This window comes from Paenibacillus contaminans (assembly GCF_003285015.1).
GTDB classification, from domain to species: Bacteria; Bacillota; Bacilli; order Paenibacillales; family NBRC-103111; genus Paenibacillus_V; species Paenibacillus_V contaminans.
Genome location: NZ_QMFB01000001.1, coordinates 910,493 through 931,132, shown reverse-complemented (window position 1 = coordinate 931,132; position 20,640 = coordinate 910,493). Strand labels below are relative to the sequence as shown.

At 51.0% G+C, this 20,640-nt stretch carries 16 protein-coding genes and 1 pseudogene; 5 read left to right on the top strand and 12 right to left on the bottom strand.

Features of this window, described 5'->3' with window-relative positions; all coding sequences use genetic code 11:
• Positions 1 to 6: 6 nt before the first annotated feature.
• From DQG23_RS04000 to DQG23_RS03970, 7 genes are all read right to left on the bottom strand, one after another.
• Entirely contained in the window at positions 7 to 2,052 is a 2,046-nt protein-coding gene (locus DQG23_RS04000) for a glycosyl hydrolase family 28-related protein (RefSeq protein WP_113029476.1), read from the bottom strand.
• Between the two features lie 24 nt (positions 2,053 to 2,076).
• Positions 2,077 to 3,366 carry an FAD-dependent oxidoreductase gene (locus tag DQG23_RS03995; protein WP_113029475.1) on the bottom strand — a complete coding sequence of 430 codons (1,290 nt, stop codon included), beginning with the start codon at positions 3,364 to 3,366 and terminating at the stop codon, positions 2,077 to 2,079.
• Between the two features lie 31 nt (positions 3,367 to 3,397).
• The gene (locus DQG23_RS03990) at positions 3,398 to 4,948 is read right to left on the bottom strand and encodes an extracellular solute-binding protein (RefSeq protein WP_158560286.1); all 1,551 of its coding nucleotides are present in this window, start codon (positions 4,946 to 4,948) and stop codon (positions 3,398 to 3,400) included.
• Positions 4,949 to 5,015: 67 nt separating this feature from the next.
• On the bottom strand, positions 5,016 to 5,876 hold the full coding sequence (locus DQG23_RS03985; protein ID WP_113029473.1) for a carbohydrate ABC transporter permease: 861 nt from the start codon (positions 5,874 to 5,876) through the stop codon (positions 5,016 to 5,018).
• On the bottom strand, positions 5,870 to 6,787 hold the full coding sequence (locus tag DQG23_RS03980; protein ID WP_238177727.1) for an ABC transporter permease: 918 nt from the start codon (positions 6,785 to 6,787) through the stop codon (positions 5,870 to 5,872). Before DQG23_RS03980 ends, DQG23_RS03985 begins: the two co-directional genes overlap by 7 nt.
• A 116-nt stretch (positions 6,788 to 6,903) precedes the next feature.
• Positions 6,904 to 8,415, bottom strand: coding sequence for a response regulator (locus DQG23_RS03975; protein WP_113029471.1), 1,512 nt, complete (start codon positions 8,413 to 8,415; stop codon positions 6,904 to 6,906).
• On the bottom strand, positions 8,403 to 10,184 hold the full coding sequence (locus DQG23_RS03970) for a sensor histidine kinase (protein ID WP_158560285.1): 1,782 nt from the start codon (positions 10,182 to 10,184) through the stop codon (positions 8,403 to 8,405). The genes DQG23_RS03975 and DQG23_RS03970 overlap by 13 nt, the downstream gene beginning before the upstream one ends.
• 349 nt (positions 10,185 to 10,533) lie before the next feature.
• On the opposite strand from DQG23_RS03970, the gene DQG23_RS03965 reads away from it, so the two are divergent.
• Complete coding sequence (locus tag DQG23_RS03965; RefSeq protein ID WP_113029469.1) at positions 10,534 to 10,923, top strand: YmaF family protein; 390 nt, start codon at positions 10,534 to 10,536, stop codon at positions 10,921 to 10,923.
• Positions 10,924 to 11,108: 185 nt separating this feature from the next.
• Here DQG23_RS03965 and DQG23_RS03960 read toward each other — a convergent pair whose 3' ends face one another.
• The 3 genes from DQG23_RS03960 to DQG23_RS03950 all read right to left on the bottom strand — a co-directional run bounded on the left by DQG23_RS03960 (position 11,109) and on the right by DQG23_RS03950 (position 14,485).
• Positions 11,109 to 12,140, bottom strand: a complete 1,032-nt coding sequence (locus tag DQG23_RS03960) for a Cfr family 23S rRNA (adenine(2503)-C(8))-methyltransferase (protein ID WP_113029468.1) — start codon at positions 12,138 to 12,140, stop codon at positions 11,109 to 11,111.
• Positions 12,141 to 12,921: 781 nt separating this feature from the next.
• Positions 12,922 to 13,251, bottom strand: a complete 330-nt coding sequence (locus DQG23_RS03955) for a hypothetical protein (protein ID WP_113029467.1) — start codon at positions 13,249 to 13,251, stop codon at positions 12,922 to 12,924.
• A gap of 238 nt (positions 13,252 to 13,489) precedes the next feature.
• The gene (locus DQG23_RS03950; protein WP_113029466.1) at positions 13,490 to 14,485 is read right to left on the bottom strand and encodes a phosphotransferase enzyme family protein; all 996 of its coding nucleotides are present in this window, start codon (positions 14,483 to 14,485) and stop codon (positions 13,490 to 13,492) included.
• Between the two features lie 298 nt (positions 14,486 to 14,783).
• On the opposite strand from DQG23_RS03950, the gene DQG23_RS03945 reads away from it, so the two are divergent.
• Together DQG23_RS03945 and DQG23_RS03940 are read left to right on the top strand one after the other, a co-directional pair.
• A complete protein-coding gene (locus DQG23_RS03945) occupies positions 14,784 to 15,407 on the top strand; it encodes a TetR/AcrR family transcriptional regulator (protein WP_113029465.1) in 624 nt (207 codons plus the stop codon).
• 27 nt (positions 15,408 to 15,434) lie between these two features.
• Positions 15,435 to 17,762 carry an MMPL family transporter gene (locus DQG23_RS03940; protein ID WP_113029464.1) on the top strand — a complete coding sequence of 776 codons (2,328 nt, stop codon included), beginning with the start codon at positions 15,435 to 15,437 and terminating at the stop codon, positions 17,760 to 17,762.
• Positions 17,763 to 17,972: 210 nt separating this feature from the next.
• On the opposite strand, the gene DQG23_RS03935 is transcribed toward DQG23_RS03940, so the two are convergent.
• Positions 17,973 to 18,569: a GNAT family N-acetyltransferase gene (locus DQG23_RS03935; protein ID WP_113029463.1), complete on the bottom strand. Its 597-nt coding sequence runs from the start codon at positions 18,567 to 18,569 to the stop codon at positions 17,973 to 17,975.
• A gap of 370 nt (positions 18,570 to 18,939) precedes the next feature.
• A complete protein-coding gene (locus DQG23_RS03930; RefSeq protein ID WP_113029462.1) occupies positions 18,940 to 19,800 on the bottom strand; it encodes a sugar phosphate isomerase/epimerase family protein in 861 nt (286 codons plus the stop codon).
• Between the two features lie 161 nt (positions 19,801 to 19,961).
• Here DQG23_RS03930 and DQG23_RS03925 point away from each other — a divergent pair.
• Both DQG23_RS03925 and DQG23_RS03920 read left to right on the top strand, forming a co-directional pair.
• Positions 19,962 to 20,102: pseudogene (locus DQG23_RS03925) on the top strand (transposase); the annotation flags it as partial.
• Positions 20,103 to 20,311: 209 nt separating this feature from the next.
• Positions 20,312 to 20,593 (top strand): ArsR/SmtB family transcription factor, encoded by a 282-nt coding sequence (locus tag DQG23_RS03920; RefSeq protein ID WP_113029460.1) that lies wholly within the window; start codon positions 20,312 to 20,314, stop codon positions 20,591 to 20,593.
• Positions 20,594 to 20,640 lie beyond the last annotated feature (47 nt).

Sequence of the window (20,640 nt, the reverse complement as noted above, 5' to 3'; positions counted from 1 at the left end):
TCTCTATTAACTTTCTACCAAGCTGTTCGTAGGTACGCCGATTTCTTTCAGCACCGGCAGCGATACGTATAGAGTAGTGGCTTCGGAACTGGATATTTTGCGCAATCCGAATGTGACGGTGCCGCTCACAGGCATCAGATCAACATAACTGATCAGCCGCCAACTCGTATCGGTCGAGTATGACGTCGTACTCATCCCCAACTGGCTTGTGTATGCCGCCGCTCCGGTGCTAGCCGCCGACGGCTTCGCGTAAAAGGCGATATAGACGTATTTACCTGCGATTCGCGGATAATCCGCCAGATTGATCGTATAGCCGAATACGTCGGTGTTTGCCGCACCCGTCAATTCGTATACATCCCGGCCATTGAACTTGACTGCAGACGACAAAGCGTATGTGCCTCCCCCGCCGCTTAATACGGAGGAGAAGGAGGCGGCCGCAGGCGCGTAATCCAGGTCAGGCACGCCTTGGATCCATGCCGTGTGCAGCAAGGTCGCCGCTTGTGCCAAATCCTCGACCCAGATCGGTCTCAGCGTCATCTCGGTCTTATGATTATCCCACACCCCGTTCCCGTAAATCCGGGCGTTATTGACACGGGCACCCAGTCCGGTCTTGCTCGTGCCTGTCCGCAGAACCGCATAAGAGACCGCCGGCGTTTTGTACCGGACGAACGTATTGCTTGCGATCACCAGGCTGGAGCTTGCGGAATAACAGGTCACAAAAGATTCGTCGGCCGAGACCGATACGATATTGTTATTGATCCTTACGGTGCTGGTAGGATAAGCATTGGCCACGATACCGGCAGCCGTATTGCCGTTGATGATGATGCACGAGCGTATGAGCCGGTTCGGGTTCGTCAGCTGGTAGCCTGTCTCTCCGTTATTTTCAAAGTAACAATCGGTTACGTCGAGCGGCGTATTCAGCATCTTCGTATAGATGCCGCACACCTTGTTGTCCTCGATGGAGCAGCCGTTGATCCGGACGCCGAGCGCGCTGTTTGCCATATTAATGGCGATACCCTCGTTGGCAAACAGCTTCGTGTTGATCACGTTCAGCATGTTGACATTGTCCGCCGCAAAAAGGATGCCGTCGCCGAAATTGAAGGAGAACTCACAGGTTTCCACATCGTTGCACCAGCCGTAGCCGATTGCAAGAGCAGCAACCTTCGTTTGTACGATACGGATGCGGCGAAACAAAGAATGGGAAATTTTCTTCGTATAAATGCCATATTCGAACTTGCCTGTCTCCCCTTGAATCACGATGTCGGAGAACTCGAACCGTTCCGCCACGCGTGTGTCGTCAAACACGAACGCGGCTTTGATCGGGCTGGCAGGCGACACCGACGAGTGGGCGCGAATCCAAGAGCCTTTCTGAAACCCGTCGCCTACGATGCGAATCGGTTTCTTCGAATTACCGATGGTAATCGGAATGGAGATCATGTAGTCCGCAGTCGGGAAGTACAGCGTATCGCCCCGGTTCTGCGCAACGTCGACAGCCAACTGAATGGCGGCTGCGTCGTCCGTTATGCCGTCGCCCTTTGCGCCGAACCATTTGACGTTTAATGCTTCGGCGTAGTTCCGTTTGAACCGGAGCCCGGCGGCTGAAACGAGCAAGGTGCCCGTATTGTCCGCCGAGGCCGTGTCCGCAGCATCATAGCGAAAATGACCCTGCTGGCCGAGATCCCTCACGTAGTAGACATGATCCGCATTCGCCGCCTTTGTGGCGCGCAGCTCTGCGATAGTAGTATTGATAACGAAGTCGTCCAAGGAGCAGCAAGGATCATCAAGTTTCAGGTCCTTGTCCTTTTTGTCTTTGTTCTTGTCTTTGTCCTTCCCGTACACCGAATCGGTCACGCTGCCGGAGCCGTGTGCGAACGCTTCCGAACCCTTCGCCAGCGAACCCGCCGCGATCGCGGCGCCGGCCATTCCTAGCGAAACAAGCAGCTTGCGGCGGGATATCGATCTATTCTCCCGTTCCTCGAATTCGCTTGCCTTCACTTCGATCACGCTATCTTCGCCCAGCTTCTCTCCGTTGGTTCCATTGCGGTTCTCCATTGTGATTCCTCCCAGAACAGGATTTTAGAATGCACGTGTGTCGAGTCCCAAGGATGCGCCTTGCTTAGTCAAAGCTTGCTGAACGCTTCGGATGTCCACTTCCCTCGGCGTCCGGTCCTTCAGTGCGCAAATTGCGGCTGCCGCGCCGGCTGCCTGACCGATTGCCATTGCGATCGGCTGCACCCGGATAGCGGAGTGCGCTTCGTGCGTGGCCGATACGGGACGCCCTCCGACGAGCAGGTTGTCGAGCTTTAGCGGGATTAAGCAGCGGAACGGGATATCGTACCATTCGCCCGGCTGCAAATGCTTCATGATCGTGCCTTCGCCGCTCGGATTATGAATATCGACGGGATACGTGCCGCACGCGATCACATCGTCGAATTTGCAGGCCGCGAGCAGTTCGTCCGCCGTCAGGACATAGTCGCCTATCACTCGGCGCGATTCGCGCACGCCGATCTGCGGTGCGGTCGTTTGCAGGTAGGCATGCTCGAAGCCTTCCACCTCTCGCGTTAAGAACTTTACGAGCTGCTGCACTTGGCGGCGTCCCTCAATCTCGGCCTGGGTCAGCTCCCATGGGTCGGTCGCATCCTTCAGGATAACCCGCGTCGTGTTGAAGTGAATCACATCCGGCTGCGTCGCATAAAACCACAACACGTTCTCGCGAGGGCAGTCGATCTCGCCGCGAGTCTTGGCTTCCACGTAGCGGCGGGAGATCTCCGCCCGCTCCGGCATCCTGTCGACGTCTACGCCGCCCATGCGGAAGTTCAACGTCATAGGCTGCATCAGGTTGTCGACGCTGCGTCCTTTCTCCACGACGGCTCCGGCCATGGCGGCCAAGTCGGCATCGCCGGTCGTATCGACGAAGAGCTTCGCCTTGAGTTCCACGAGACCCGCCTTATTCGCAACGACCATGGACTCCACCTTCCTGCCGGATTCATCCGTCTTGACGCCGCCGAGGAACGTATGGTAGAGCAGATGCACGCCGGCTTCCATGCAAAGCTCTTCCGCCACGACCTTCAGTGCCTCGGGGTCGAATGCGGTCCGCTGCTTCGGATGACCGTACATGCCCAAAGCCTCCATCCGTTCGACGAGCTCCTGCAGCACGCCGTTGATGACCTGAATTTCCTTCCCGTCGGAGAAGTGAGCCCAATAAGTCATCCAGGGATTCACCATCATCGCGGTCCCCGCTCCGCCCAGAAATCCATACCTTTCGATCAGCAGCGTCTTCGCTCCCAATCTCGCGGAGGCGACCGCCGCGGCTATTCCGCCCGGTCCGCCCCCCGCGACGATTACGTCATACTCCTTATCCGTCATTTCCGTTTATCCTCCGTCGTCGTATTGTCGGTTATTTCAACAAGCCTTGTTCCTTCAACTGCTTTTCGGCCGAATCTACATAAAGCTTATATTTGAACGTTTCTTCCAGCGTCTTGAGGAAAGCCGGATATTCGGACAGCGGACGTTTGCCGTAGACGAATTTAACCAATTCCTCTTTGGTGTAGCGGTCCGCATCCGCCTTATTGAAGCCTTCAGGCGGAATGACCGAGCTGTCGAGCAAGCGGATCCGTTTGGTATTGGCCGCATAAGCGCTTATATCCTTTTGGTTCGGGAATTTGTTCGCCAAATAAGATTCGTTAGGACGGCCTGTGAATTGGTAAAGCGTAAAGTATCCGCCTTCCTTCGTCATCAGATCGGTGAGCGAATACTTGCCGTCCTGCTTGGTGTAATGTTTTCCCTCGATCCCATACATGACAAGCTCGTTTCCTTCCTTGGAAGACACATAGTTAATGAGGTCAAATATTTTTCGCAGCTTCTCTTTATCCTTCTCGAGCGTCTTCGGGATTGCCAGCAAGCGGCCCGGCCTGTCGTAGTCGAACGCGCCGTCGAATTGACCCGCCGGTCCAACAGGCGCATCGAACGTAATCCATTCGGCTTTCGGATTCACCGTCTTGATCTGCGCAATGAATTCGTCTTTGGCGAAGCCGGTCCATGGGTAGTTCACGATACCGCCTTTGCCTTGGAACGCCTTCTGCTGAATTTCATTGGACTTGTTGGTCATAATCTCCGGATCGACTACATTCGCATCGATGAGCGTCTTGATCGCGCCCAGTGCGAGCGGCATGTTCGAATCGTAGAAAGCGTTGACGAGCTTGTCTCCTTGCTTGTAGAAAGCGCCGGCGAACGGATTGCTCACACCGTAGGCGCCAAGCACCGAGGCGAATGTCGAGAACTCTCCGCCCAAAATGCCGTACGTATCCTTCTTGCCGTTGCCGTCCGGGTCATTCTCGGTGAATGCCTTGGCTACAGCCAAGAGCTCCTCGAGCGTCGTCGGCACCTTTAAGCCCTGCTTGTCGAGCCAGTCTTTGCGGATCCAATACGCATCGAACGGGGCATCCCCGTTGCGCGGAATCGCATATATTTTGCCATTGTATGAAGCTTTCTTGAGCAGCTCGCTCGAGAGCGACGTGACGAAGTCTCCCGCAACTTTCAGCTCTTTGCCGTAATACGGCGTCAGGTCGAGAAGCAAGCCCTTGTCGGCGTACTCCTTCATTTCGGCATAGGACACTTGAAATAAATCCGGATAATTGCCGGCGGAAATGCGGAGCCTGACTTGTTTCGAGTAATCGTCAAGCGTCTGCAGCGGCGCCAATGTCAAATCGATGCCGAGCTTTTTGTCGAGCGTCTGTTTGATAACGTCCGCATCCGTAGACGGGAGTCCCGTACCGGTCAAAGTGACGTTAAGAGCGACGGGTGCCGAAGGTTTGGCCGATGTCCCTGTTGGGGAAGCCCCGGGAGTTTCGCCTGCTGTCGATTTCTCCGTGCCGCCGCAGCCGGCTGCCAAGGCAGCGGTCAGGGCGGTGACGGTAAGAATGGCATAGCCTTTTTTCAAGCTTTTCATGTATTGAGCCCCTTTCTGAATCGGATCTAGCATCTATTGAAATTGGCGCGCCCAAGATCAATCTTTTTCAACCTTTTACCGAACCCAGCAGCATGCCTTTGGTGAAATGCTTTTGCAGAAACGGATACACGATAAACACGGGCAAGCTGGCCAAAACGACAGCGCTCATCTGCATGGTCACGGTCGGCACCATATTCTCCGCATTTTCCAGCGGCTGCTGGGCCATCGTTAATATTTCCCGGACGACCACTTGGAGCGGAAATAAGTTCCGGTCCGTAATGTACATGATCGCGGAAAAAAATTGATTCCAGTGGCCAACCGCGTAAAACAAGCCGATCGTGATGAGCGAAGGCTTCGACAACGGGACAACAACCTGCCATAGGATACGGAATTCCGACGCACCGTCCATCCGGGACGCTTCGAACAGCTCCTCCGGCAAATTCTCAAAAAAGCTTTTCATCAGCAGCACATTAAAGCTCGAGATCGCATTCGGCAGGATCAGCGCCCAGATCGAGTCCAGCATGCCGGTCGATTTTACGATCAAGTACGTCGGAATGATTCCTCCGCTGAATAGAAGCGTGAACACGACCATGTACAGGAACAGCGAGCGCATCGGCAGCTTCTTTCGGCTGAGGCCGTAAGCGGTCAGAGCCGTCATCGTCAGGTTCACCGCAGTGCCCGCGACTGTCAGGAAGACGGTAACGTTAAAGGATCGAAGGATGTTCGAGGTCTCGAACAGCTTGCGGTACGCTTCGAACGTAACCGACTTAGGAATGAGCACATAACCGCCGTTTTTCAACACTTCGCCATAAGGTGTCAGCGACACGGAAAATACGTAGAGCATAGGGATGACGGCTGCGAGCCCGACTATCGTCAAAATCGCATAGGACACCCAATTGAAAACGCGGTCGGAGGCGGCGTTCACCATATGCTCTCCCCCCATCGTTTGGCCATTGCGTTAGATGCCAGCACTAGCACCAGTCCGATCAGCGATTTGAACAATCCGACTGCGGAGGCCAAGCTGAAGTTGAACTGCTCAAGCCCAGTCCGGAACACCCAAGTGTCGAGAATGTCGGCTACCGGGTATACATGGACATTGTACAAAATGTAAATTTGATCGAAGCCGGCGTCCAGCAGATGTCCCAGTCTCAGGATCAGCAGCAGCACGATCACATTGCGTATTCCCGGCAAAGTGATGTGCCAGATCATGCGCAGCCGGCTCGCCCCGTCCACACGGGACGCTTCGTATAGCGTGGGGTCGATCCCGGCCATGGTCGCAAGGTAAATGATCGCCCCCCAGCCTAAGTTTTGCCACACCTCGGAGCCGACCAGAACGGTTCGGAACCATTCGGGCGAGCTCAGGAACGGGATCGCGGTTCCTCCGGCATCCGTAATCCACCGGTTCAGGATCCCGCTGTTTTGCGACAGCAGGACGATCAGGATGCCGTAAATGATGACCCAAGATAAAAAATGGGGCATGTAGCTCAGCGTCTGCACGAGCCCTTTCAGCCATCGGACCCTGCACTCGTTTAAGAGTATCGCCAGAATAATAGGCGGAATCATGCCGAACAACAGCTTGTACAAAGAGATGAGCAAGGTGTTGGTCAGAAGCTGCGAGAAATAAGGCGATTCGTAAAATTGCCGGAAGTATTTGTACCACGGATCCGCCCATGGGCTGCCCAGAATTCCCTCCAGGATGTCGTAATCCTTGAAGGCGATGACCAGTCCATAGATCGGAATGTACTTATAGACGATGTAATAAACGATCCCTGGAAGCAGCATCAAATAAATAGCGCGAAAACTCCAAACCTTCCTCCAGTATGCTGCCGAATTGATCATTAAGTTCCTCCCCCTCTGCTGTTCTGAATACATAGTAACAGGGGCGGGAACGGGGAATAAGGAACATTGTTGTCCCGTTTATGGAACGATTTTATCCCGCGCGACGCGCGATATTATTACTGTGAGGTTTCCCCGTGCTTGAAACGCTTGCGAAATTCGCTCGGTGTGAGACCCGTAGTCCGTTTGAAAATTTTATTGAAATAGTTGTCGTTCGCAAACCCTACGCTTCGTCCGACATCGCTTACGATCATGTCCGTCTCGGATAAATAACCCTTTGCCTTCTCGATCCGGTAATTTTGCAAATAATGTATAAGCGACTCCCCTGCCTTCTTTTTGAACAGGCGGCTGACATAGTGTTCTTCCATTGAAACATAACGGGAAAGCGATTTCAGGGTGATCGGAGCGTCATAATTTTGCCGTATGTAAGCGATCATCTTGTTGACCTCCTCATGGTCCGTCAGGCTTACTTTGGCCGAGGTATGGTGGTGCATGTATAGGGAAAGCCGTCTGCCGAACAGATACTTCATCTCGTCAAAAAAAGCGGCCTCCAACAGCTCTCGTGCCGGAAGCGCGGGACGTCCGGCGATGCGTGCGAGCACTTGATCCAGGTGCAGGATCCCCGACTTGACAAGCACAAGCGGGTATTGCAGTCTGCGCTGCTCCGCCCACATTGCCTCAAGCGTTTTCGTGCACGCCTCCAACTTGGCCTGCTCGAATTCGCGCAGCAGCTCCTTTTCATACGTCCACGACAGGAGCGGCAGCGCGTCCTCCGGCTTTGTCCGGAGGGCATCGTACTCCACGGTTTGCCGGTTGTCATACCAGAGCCGGTCGGCGGCATGCAGGAGCTGTGCCCAGATCTTCAACAGCTCCTCAACCGGAAACGCTCGCGTGTACGCCCCCTTCATGACGGCAGTGCCCGCTGTAGGGCCGTTCCAACGAAGGGGGCGATCGGCGAATGCAAACACGGTCGTGATGCCCGAGTGGCAATAGGAGGTCAGACCGGCCAGCTGCCCCGCTACGGCAAAGCCGGACTCTTTTACCTCGGCCAGACAGCGGTCGGGCGCGCTGCATAGGAATACGCCTATCCAGACGTACCCCGCTCCGCGTTCGGGACGGACAATCGGCTCGTCCCCCTCCCCTTCACCGGCCGTTCCGACCATATGGGTGAAAATACGGTCCCACAGCAGAGGCAGCTGCTGTTCAAAAGCATATAGCTTGCTCCGGGATTGGAGCTCATGAATTTCGGTCCGGTTCTCCAGTTCCCGCCGGATTTTCAATAAGGCTTCCGCCAGCGATTCCACGTCCATCGACGCTTTTAGTACGTAGGCGGACGCGCCGTGCTCCAGCGCTTGGCGCGCATATTCGAATTCATTCATGCACGTCAGCATCAGGAAGCGGGTCTCCCTGCCCTCCGCTCGCGTCGCCTTGAGAAGCTCGATCCCGTCCATAAACGGCATGACGATATCCGCGATCACTAGATCGGGGTTGTTTTCCTGAATAAGCTGAAGCGCATCTTCGCCATTTTCCGCTTCTCCGACGATCGTAAAGCCCAATTGCTCCCAATTAACCTTGTTTCGTATCGTCCGGCGCACCATCGGCTCATCTTCCACGATGATCAGCTTCCACATCGGCCTTCCTCTCCTTCCGATTTATAGGGTGTGGCCAACAGGATCGGAAAGGTGACACGAACGAGCGCCCCTTCCTTCTGTTCAACCAGCTCAAGCTCCGCTTCTTTTTTGAACAGCAGCTGCAGGCGTTCGCGGACGTTGGTCAAGCCGATCCCTTTGCGAATCCGTCTTTGCTTCTTCCGTTCCGCTTCTTTCACGCCTTGCCCGTTATCCTTGACTTCCATGACCAGCTTGTTTCCCTCTTGGTAAACGCTTACTTGAATGACGCCTTGCTTCTCCATCCGCGGGAACCCGTGCACAATGCAGTTGTCGACCAGAGGCTGCAGGCTTAGCTTAGGCACGAGAGCATAACGGAGATGTTCTTCGAACTTGTAAAACACGACGAACCGGTCGTCATAGCGGAACTTTTGAATCCTCACGTAAGCCTCTACCAAATCGATCTCGTCTTGCAAGCGGATGAGATCGGCCTCGTCGGTTAAACTCGATTCGAGCAGTTTGCCAAGCTGCTTGCATATATCGGCCGCCGTCGCGTCTTCCTTGTCGATGGCATGCCACTTAAGCGTATTCAGCGTATTAAGCAGGAAATGGGGATTCATCTGGCTGATCAGCATCTGGAAGCGAACGGATTCACGCTGCCTCTCCTCCCGTTTTAGCCGATCGACCATCAGGTGCATATCGGTCACCATGCGGTTGAACGAGCGAGCCAAGCCCGAAAGCTCACCGCGGTAGGCTTGCTCCGGAAGAAACGTTTTCATCTCCGCCCTCACCACGCCTTCCATCTTGTTTTTGAGCAGTTTGAGCGGCCGCGTAACGGAGGAGGAAATGAGCAAGGTCAACAGGATGAATACGGACGTCAAAATCAGGAAGGTAATAAATATCCGCTGCTCCAGCAGCTTCAAATCGCCAAAATAGATCCGAAGCGGAAAGGCGCTGACAATCTGCCAACGTTCCGGCAGCAGCCAAGTCGAGCCGTACAGCATCGTGTTCGACTCTTCCACCCAATAAGCGGGGTTGGAAGACGTTGGCGTAAATTTCTTCACGATGTCGTTCTTAATACCGCCGGTCGGCTCGGTTTGCACCAGTGATTTTCCGGATTCGTCCAGGATGTAATAGGTTTGCAGCACCGGGAAATTTTTGGCCGAATCTTTAAGCCAGGTCTCATAGTCAAAACTGATGCGCAGCACACCGATCAGAGCTTCCCCATCGCGAATCGTCCCGATAAAAGTAAGCAGCTTGCTGCTCCAAGTGACGCTGGCCGGCAAATCATTCGGCACGCCGGGAACCCACCGATAACTCTCGCCCTTCTCATTTAGAGCCGCAAGCGCTTTCGCATTCCAGCTCCGGTCCAAAGGTCCACCGCCCGCTTCTGCCGAACTCGCTTGGAAATCGTTCAAATCGGCTACGGAATAGTGCAAATATCGGCTTTGCGGCATCGCGCGGCTGCGGCTCCGGTCGATCACCTCTTGTATCGACTCGATCTGTTTATCGGTGTCGCGGCGGATATCTCGCAGGGCATCGACCAGCTCCCGGCTCCTTTCCAGCTCGATCCATTGCAGAAAAGCGATGTTTTTCATCTCGCTGAAGCCCGTTTTCATCAGGTCCAGCTGTTGGCCGCTTTGCTCTTGTATCTTGTCTACGATCAGCCGCTCCGTGGAGCGGTAGTAGTAAAGCTGCAGCAGCAGCAGAGGAATCAGCACGAAAAGGACGAAACTAAAGAAAAACCGGTTTTTGATTTTTTGCGGCAGCAGCTTGCCGATCCATACCCCCATGCCATTCCCTCCCGTTGTGTCGCCAAGACAGTCCAAGCCCATATTAGCATCATCTTAAAGGAACTTATTCGCCTTGCCTATGAGCAATATTATCGAAAATTGGAACAATATTGTCTTTGTAACTCAAGTCAAACGGATTGTTATCATAGTTTCTCGGTTAGTTCATATTCACATTGGGTCTAGAGAAACAGTTCAGGGACTAACCATATTTGAGCTTGAGCGGTCTAATCTTTCTGAACAGTAAAAAGAATGTTTCCCTCACTAAAAAAATAGGCAAAAGCCGTTTCGTGACAATCCAGATTCCACGTAGACTAAACCTAGATTATCTCCTTAGCGAAAGGAGCAGCATATGAAAATTCCTGTTACCGGATTTGTGCTGGAATCCGGAGATGAAGACGGCCATCATTCCCATCAGTTGTTTATCACATCGTGGAACGGCAAGCCGGTCCATGTTCATGCCTTTTCGGGGGTAACTTCAGTCAACGACGGTCATTCTCATGATTACTCAAGCTGGACGGCTCCCGCTCCAACCGGCGTTCCTCACGTACACGGGTATCGTGCCGTTACATCGATGGATCAGGGGCACACCCATCTTATTCAAGGAACGACCGGGCCTGTAATTGCCCTTCCCGGAGGCGGTCACTACCATATGTTTGAGGGATATACGACAATAAACGGCAGAAATCCTCATTCACACGCCTATAGGGGACAAACGAGCAACGAAGTAAGCCAGCGGTAAAAACAGAGTCCCCAAAAAGGACATAGGCAGCTTCGCCTATGTCCTTCTTCTGCGGCTTTTCAGCCATTATAAAAGTGACTATTTTCATTCGTTTTTGATGAGATCACAAACCTTTTTTTACGCCCCACTTAAAGTGCTAAATTAGCAAAAAAATAAGCTTCCAGTACCACTTTAGGTTGCATCCGTTATTCGGTACGGTACAGCTGGCCGCATGCCGCGTCTATGTCCGATCCGAATTGCGTTCGGATCGTGAAGTTGATCCCTTTGGACTTCAAGATCCGAACAAACGCTTCGATCCGATTCGGATCGGATGTCCGGTAGCTTTCCGGCGTTACTTCAGTCGAATTATACGGAATCAGGTTAACGTGATATAGATGTTCCCCGGGTCCCCTTCCCCGCAACAGCTTGGCTACCGCTTCCGCATGCGCCGCCGAGTCGTTGACCCCGCGAAGAAGAATATATGCGATATACACCTTTCTCCCTGTATGCCGGATATGGTGATCCAATGCATGGAGCACGTCGCGAATTGGAAACCGCTCGTTGATCGGCATCAGCTCGCTTCGCTGATCGTCGAACGGCGAATGCAGCGAGAAGGTTAGATTCACCTGCGGGAATTCCCTTGTCAGCCTCTCGATTCCCGGCAGCAGACCGATTGTGGAAATCGTAATTCGCCGATGTCCTAAACCGAAAAGAATGGGATCGGTCAATATCCTCAGCGCATCAAAAAGATACGGATTAGCAAACGCCTCCCCCATCCCCATAAAAGCGACGCTGTCCAAGGAATGGCCTCTCAAAAGGAAGTACAGTAGCTGGTCGGTAATTTCATCGGCGGTCAAATTCCGTTTCAAGCCGATCGTACCGGTGGCGCAAAATTTGCACCCGAACCCGCAGCCGCATTGTGTGGAAATGCAGTACGATTTCCATCCCCGTTCATATGTGAGCCGCACGGCTTCAACGCGCTCGCTGCCCGCGACGGCAAACAGCACCTTGTTGACCTGGCTCGACGAGAGTTCCTTGACTGGCATGATGCTGCAGACATGCGGGCCAAGCGTCCGAGACAACTCGTCACGCAAAAATTTGGGCAGCATAGTCATCCGCTCGTATTCATTGATCTTTTTCTTAAATATTGCATCCGTAATTTGCGCATATCGATAGGCAGGCTGTTTGATGTCGGACACCATTCGCCGAATCGTTTCATATTTCAAAGTTGGTTTCATATCTTCTCCTTACTGCCGGAGAAAACGCATAAAAGCAGCCGTTAGCCGGCGCCTTCACGCGTCATTAACCAACTGCAACAAGATGCGTTCGCAGTAGGATCGCTACGTGCATCTGTCGATAGATCGGTAAATCTCCGGCAACCGTTTCGTTTTTGTGTGAACCGCTTCAACCGACAAGAACCGGTTCACTCCATCATCTACAACCTCAATCATCATCGCGTTCATCCTCCTGGAAACGGTTGGTATGTTCGTTCACATTCTACATGTTTAATCCAAACTTGCAGCAGACGGTTTAAATAAAAAGAGCCGCAAGAAAGTTACCTTTCTTACAGCTCCAAAAAATATGGCAGGTCCACCCTCATGCAGAGAATGAATCATAATATATTTTTTGAGTGAAAAGAATAAGGTAACTTTCTTGCCGATAAAGAATAAAACAATAGCTGCTCTATTCTTTAACTGAGGGCAAGAATGATTACATTATTCTCTTCAACTCCTATCGTTAAGTGTCAGCGAAATTTTAACACAGCCCTTTATTCATTGCAATACCATTCAGTAAAGGTTAATGATGTTAACAACCCATAAGCGATAGTCTGGTTATCCCTTGCTGTCAGTCTATCGAGCCAGTTCTCCCTCCGTTTCAAATGCTAAAACAAATGTTCTACAACACTGCCATTATGTAGAAAAGTCTTCCGCTCGATGCTCGTTGCCCTGAAGATATGTACGAGATGGAGCAAAAGTTCCCATTGGCAGGGCATCGAAGATTATTCGAATTGCTTCAATTTCAGCTTCCGCTTACCGTCAATGCTCCAATGGCCAGCATGAATTCTTTGGTCCAGCGTTTATGTTCTAAATACGTTTGGTGATTCGAGGCATCGTAGGATTCCCGTAAATAACCCATATAAGGAAATGCGAAAAGCTTGGCGATCTCGTCCAGTACTTCCTCGGTTATATCCTCGTCTTCCAGCATAACGATCAGCATTTCCGCGGCGATACCGTTAAAATGGGAATAGAAGAACCGTTCTGCTTCAGGAGACTCAAGGCTGAATCGGACAAATCCCTCGCGTATCCTATCGTAAGCAGTTACAACGATGCCTTCTTCCCAGATCGGCACAATATCCGGATAAGGAATTGTTTCCCATGAATTGAAAATATAATAAGGTACGCGATAATCAGTTAATACAGGGTGAATGCCCCTCCTCCTTTATCAAAAATATGGATGACGGCATCTGGCAAATTTAATTGTCGTAACAGTTGTCCGGCGGTTTCCTTAGTGTAACGGTTCATCGTTCAGCAATCGCCCTTTCATTTTCATGACGCGTATTGTGAATACTTGTAATTTTTTGACTTCCCTAGTTAGCTAGGCCTACTTGATTGATTTTATAAAAAACCGTTCCGCCTTTAAGCAAAGATTTACAAAGTTCAATCAGACTCGGTATATGTTCACGTATCCACATGTGCTTTTCTTTTCTACTTACCAGAAATGCGTAATATTCGCTTATATTCAAAAACATCAAGTCCTCTAACTGGGCGATGTCTATTTTTCCGGAAATAATGGAACTGTAGCCGGATAGCAGATCATCCCGTAATTCTCTTTTAGTAAATAAGGCACCCATAGCGACATCCATTGCGTAATATCCAAATCCCGATAATCCAAAGTCTATGAATGATATTCCCCTTGATGTTCGAATTAAGTTGCTATAGTGAATGTCGGCATGAATGAATCCCCATGTCTCGAAACTTTTGCTCAACCCTTTCATTCGACCGGTTACCAGCGAAAATGCATGTTCAAGAATTTGAAATTCCTCGGCGGTGATAATACGCATTTTTTCGCCTGCTCGCAATTTGGTTAATATGTTGTCAACCCACTCAATCCCATATTCGGGTCTAATAAAACTTGAGCCATGTTTAAAATTCCGCGAAAACTGATGTAAATATGCAATAGACTTCCCCAAGGTACTAACCATTTCTTCACTGGTGAAATCACTCTTGGACATGGTTTCCCCGTAAATCCATTTCAAGACGGAACAATGCACTTCTTCGCTTTCAATGACAATGCTAGTTACTAGTTCACCGTTCATATTCGGAACAGGGATTTGAACAGGTAATTCGGAATGAGACGACCATGCTGACAAATATTCTAGTTCCGCTTGAATCGCCTCACGCCTGTTTTGTACACCCTGCATATTTATTGTTATTGGTTTGTGCATTCGCAACAAGTAAGTTACTTCAGATCCCTTTTCCGTTACCTTGTAAGTCATGTTTTCGTTATGACGAATAAATTCCACAATAGGGTCGATAAATGGATATTTCAGTATAACTTCCTTAAAACACTTCGTATAATCCATGGAATGGAATGTCACTCCTTAACATCATTAACTATCCACTCGTTCGTAGATCAGTCTTCTTAATACGAATAACCGGTCCCCATTAACAACCTAATATTACCACGAAAAAGTAAGACAGTAACTTAGTTTCAATAATTTTACTATTGATTGTTCTTTATGGATTTTCCTTTAACGAACGTTCACACATTGTCCAAAACAATGCCCAATGCGCAATATTGCTCATTGGGCAATTTGGTGCTACATTAAATTCATACATGATAAGAAATCCGGTCCGCCGGGCGGAGGTGAAGGATACAAAATGAACAAATCTAGCTTGCGCGAAATCAAAAAAGAAGCGACGGCGCACGCCTTGGCGGAAGCGGCCTTCCAACTGGCGCTGGAACGCGGAATGGACGGCTTCGTCGTGGAAGATGTCGTGCAGCGTGCCGGCTATTCCCGCCGCACGTTCGCCAACTACTTCTCCTGCAAGGAAGAAGCCGTAGCCACGGCGACAGTGCCGTATCACGATGTCGGCGAGTTTTACGAGCTTCTGAACCGGATGCCCGACTCCACTTCACCCATCGACGCGATGTACCAGTTCGTGAAAATGCAGCTGGCGGAAGAATCGCTCCGAAGAATGAAGCAGCTCTTTACACTATCCAAAAGCTACCCAGGCCTGGAGCCTTATACATTGACCGCAGTTCATCTCTTGCAGCGTGAAGCCCAGAATCTCTTGACTGAGTTGTTCCGGGAATCGCATTCTCGCGAATACACTTACCTGTTGGTCGGCTCGGTGTGCTCAATGATCGTGCCCCTGCTCGATGGATCGTTACTCGTTCGGCTCCCTGGAGAAGCGCCGGATGAAGAAACCGGAGCCCAATCGTTCGACGACTTTTTTGATACGGCGTTCGGCTACTTGCGGAACGGTTTTTTACTCGATTAATTACACTAAAGGAGAGACTGTAACAGCATGTCCAAACTACTGTATCGAATCGGCAAAGCCGCCTACGGCAAACCGTGGGCTTTCATCTCGGTCTGGATTCTGATTATCGGCATCGTTGTCGCCATGCTCGGCGTGAACGGCATGAGTGTAAGCTCCGAGATGAAGATCGAAGGCACGGAATCACAGAAGGTGCTCGACAAGCTGGAAAAGGAGCTGCCGGAAGCATCCGGCGGACAAGCTAGCGTACTCTTCACCGCACCTCAAGGCGAGCGTCTAGACACGCCGGAACGCATCGCTACGATCGCCGAGGCGGTTAACAAGGTTTACCAGCTTGACTATATCATTAATCCCGCGGAACTTGCTGCCGCCGCTGGAGCGGACCAGAGCAAGGAGCAAGCTGCGCAAGGAGGGCAGCAAGCCGGTGCAGCCCAAGGCGCAAATGCGAGTACGGCTAACGCCGGGAATCTGCCTCCTTACATGCCGCTGATGATCAACGGCATGCCTGTGACCGGCGTGCTGATTGCAACCGACGGCAGCATTGCGCTTTTTCAATTCCAATTTACCGTACAGCAAAACTCGCTGCCTCAGGGCGTGACGGATACGGTCGTGAAAGCCGTCACGGAAACGGTGAACGGCAGCGGCGTAACCGCGCTTCCAAGCGACTCGCTGAAAGCGATGGAAGTACCGATTGGCATCAACGAAGTGTTCGGGCTTCTCATCGCGGCCGTCGTCCTCATCATGACGCTTGGCTCTCTGGTCGCGGCAGGTTTGCCAATCATCACCGCATTGTTCGGCGTCGGGATCGGCGTCGGAGGCGCATTCGCTCTCTCCACTTTCGTGACGATGACATCGTTCACGCCTGTTCTGGCCTTGATGATCGGGCTGGCGGTTGGCATCGATTACGCGCTCTTTATCGTAAACCGGCAGCGCCGTCTAATTTTCGACCAGGGATTGACGGCGCGCGAAGCCGCGGGCCGGGCGGTAGGAACGGCGGGAAGCGCCGTATTTTTTGCCGGTCTGACGGTTATCATCGCCTTGTGCGGCTTGCTAGTCATCGGCATTTCTTTCTTGAGCATGATGGCACTGGTTGCCTCAGTCACTGTGCTTCTTAGCGTATTGATCGCTCTTACGCTTCTTCCGGCACTACTTGGACTGCTTGGCGAGCGCATCTGCTCCGTCAAGGCTCGCGAGAAGCTCCGCTCCAAAGCAGCAGCCAAAGAACATGGCATTGCGGACGCCTGGGTGAAAGGCATCGTAAAATTACGCTGGCCGGTCATTGTTGCGGTTATCGCCATTCTTGGCGTAGCGGCGATTCCGGCAGCCAAGATGGAAATGGGCATCCCTTCTGGCGCAAGCGCGAATTTGGATTCGTCCGCCCGTCAGAGCTACGATGCCATCTCCGCCGGTTTCGGGGAAGGCTTCAACGGCCCGCTGCTCATCGTAGCCGAGCCGAATGATTCCGCCGGGGTCATCGCGCCGGAGACGTTAGGCGGCATTGTACAGGAAATTCAAAAGAACGAGAACGTATCCGTCGTAACGCCTGTTGGTATGAACGCGAACGGCAACATCGCCATTCTTACCCTCATTCCGAAAACGGGCCCGACTGACGCCGCTACTAAGGATCTCGTCCACGAACTCCGCGCGAACGATTCGGCCATTGCTAAGAATTATGGCGTCACCCTTGGCGTAACGGGTTTCACCGCGATCAATATCGACATGTCCAGCAGACTTGCGGAGGTATTCCCGACCTACATCGGCGTCATCGTGGTGCTGTCGCTGATCATCCTGCTGCTCGTCTTTCGTTCCATTCTCGTTCCGATCAAAGCGACGGTCGGTTTCCTGCTTAGCGTACTCGCTACGTTCGGCATCACGACCGCCGTGTTTCAATGGGGGTGGGCGAGCAGCCTGTTCGGCGTAGATACCGGCGGACCGCTCATGAGCTTCATCCCGATCCTCGTTACTGGCATCCTGTACGGACTCGCAATGGACTACCAGGTTTTCCTCGTTTCGTCCATGCGGGAATCCTACGTACACGGGCATCGCGGCAGAAGCAGCGTCATTCATGGCTACGACCAAGCCAGCCGAGTTGTCGTCGCGGCCGCGGTTATTATGGTCGCCGTCTTCGCGGGTTTCGTCATGACCCACGACATCATGATCAAACAAATTGGCTTCGCACTGGCGTTGGGCATTCTTATCGACGCGTTTTTCGTCCGCATGGCGCTCGTACCGGCTGTCATGGCTCTCTTCGGCGACAAAGCCTGGTGGCTGCCGAAGTGGCTCGACCGCCTGCTGCCGAACCTCGACGTTGAAGGAGACAAATTGATTGCCGAACTGCAGGCCAAGGAAACAAAGTAAGGTGGAATGGTAGACGCCATCCTACAGCATAATAAAGATAAATACTTTCCTGGATTAGTTTTAAAACTTACTGACATTCTCTTAATGTCATTAACCACAAGGAAAATTTTATAGCAATATAGGGTTGTCTGCATCCGGACAACCCTTTCTTCTTATATAATCCACAAAAAAACCTCTTTCTTCGTCTTTACTAATGCGTACAAATGAAATTTATATATTTTCTTCAATATATCTAACATTTGAAACATCCCAATACTTTTTATAAACACGGTTTTTTTTCCCGTCAAAGTTTAGCTGGTACATTCGGAAAGTAACAAGAATATCTTTAGGCTGCCACTGTTCTTCATACGAATAACAGTAAGACATTCCAATGTTTATCATTACACCGCCGCTTCTCGGATTGTTTCTGTCATGCGTCGCAGTAATATACGGTATACCATCTTTTTTCAACTGTTCGACCACTGCTTTACTGGCTTCTGTAACTATCCCCTTATGCCAAAATTCCTTTCTCAAACCATAGCCAAAATCGTAATTGTCACCATCGCTAACATGGACATAGCCTATTGGGATATTATCGGATTTTAGACAAACAGCATATCTATATCCGTTCGGCTTTCTGTACGATTCGGCATATTTTTCTTTAAAAAATGCCGCTGTTTCTTCTAATGATTTCAAAGGATTCCACGGCAAATAGGTATTTACCTCAATGTCGTTGTAAATAGCAAACAAGGCTTCCATATCGTTTTCATTGAATTTACGGAGTATCAAACGTTTTGTTTCCAATGTGGGGGTATTTTCTAAATTCATATTTTTGTTGTTTCTCCTAATCTATTCGATAAGTTATTTTCGTTACCTTATGCATTCTCGGTTAGAATTCTATCGCTTTGCGGGTTTCCCCGTCATATACCGATAGACTGCCGCCGTGATAAAAATCGTGCTGTCCAGAGGAGGGCGCATTTTCAATATCGGCGGATTGTAGATCATTAAGACAGTTCGCCAAGTCGGAAACAGATTTGCTCATATCGAGCCACACTTTGTTTCGTATTGCCATTTTAGATGCATGTCAATCCTAACCATATAGCGGAACAAAACAAAACGTCGGCAGCCGTGGAGATCTTGGCTGCCGACGTTTGTTGAACTGATGTTGCCCCCGATCGAGACGAAGCCACCTGAGGGGTCACTGCAAATCGCTGAGCAGTCGTTTCAAATATGCCAGATCGGCTTGCGCGAACCATTCGCGATCGCCTTGCCGAGGCGCTTCGATACAGATCGGACCCTCGTATCCGGCTTGCTTCAGCAGCTTCAAATAATGACGGTGGTTAATTTCTCCGTCGGCCAGCCCGATCGCGCTGCGACTGCCGTCGCCCAGTCCGATCGAATTTTTCAGATGAACATAGTAAAGACGATCGCCAAGCAGGTCGATGCTCTCTTTCAAGTCCGGCACCTTTTTGAAATACACGGCATTGCCGAAATCCAGATTGGCGCCGACTGCCGGCTTATCGATCATATCGATCAACTTTTTCGTTGGCGCAGGCAAATCGTGAATATAGTTCATATGGGTTTCGAAGGCGAAGCGGAAGCCAAGCTCGGCAGCCAAGTCGCCCAGAACCTTAAAGCCTTCCACCGCATACAGCCATTGTTCGTCGGTCGCAGCCGCCGAACCGTGCTTATCGTATTCGCTGCCGCCGAACGATTTGTCGACTAAAAATCCGGCCATCGTGTTGTTGACCGTCAGCTTGAACCGCTCAGAGGCCAGGCGATAGAAATGGACGGTTTGGGCGATTTCCTTTTCTCTCGCCTGCGCGTCGGAAACGGTCAAGTTAGGTCCCGGCGAGCCGAAAATAACCTGTTTTAAGCCGGAACGGGACACCGCAGCGGCGATCTGGTCCAAATAAGCTTCTGGTTCTTCATTGATACCATTGCGCACTCTGCGGAATTCGATGCCGTCGTATCCCCACTCCACCGCTTTATGGCACATTTCGTCAATCGTTTGACCTTGCTCGCAATAGTTCACATGCATAATGATCGGTATCGTCATTGATTTCTATTTCCTTTCTGCAAATGGTGTAACGAGCCGCCCGGATATCGGTCACGAGGGACATGTCCAATCTGGTAATTCCAGTCTCCACCAAGTATAGTGCCCTACTGCTGTTATGACAAGTATATACGTAACATCGCATCTTATGAAATGAACAATGGCTTTACAAAGAACGCCATCTCGTGGAATGTTTATTCAACAAGCTCAAACATTATCGCAGGCTGGCTACTCGTTACGATAAGCTGACCTGTACATTTGCGGCCTTTTTATCACTGGCCTTTATTTTGTTATGGCTAGATTAGGTTTGAAGACACGCTCTAGCAAGAGTTCTTCCTATTGCTTACCCTGCTTAGTTATCTGCCCCCCTGCTTCTGCTGAGATAGTTGCTGCAACCGAGACATGAGTTAGCCCAAATGCAAATTCCATGTTTACTTTCGAGCATCGCTATGGTAAGGTATGTTTAATTTCGATACATATAGAAATAACAAAGACAGTAGAGGATGAGGTAGCTATGGTCGAAGATAATGCGGAAGTACGGCAAGCCGTTAAAGTTTACAAGGCGCTCGGGGAACCGACACGGCTCAAAATTGCTATGATGCTTACCGAAGAAAAAAATCTTTGCTGTTCCGACATCGGAAGCAAGCTGGAGTCTGTTGCCGGCTCGACGCTGTCTCATCATTTGAAGCAATTGACGGATTGCGGACTGCTGAATCTTCGCAAAGACGGAACCTACATTTACTACAGCGTAAATCGCGAGCTTGCTCAAAAGTACGCGCCGTATTTGCTGGAATAATTTTTTGTTTCTATTTCTATATTTCTAGAAATATAAAATCTTTGAGG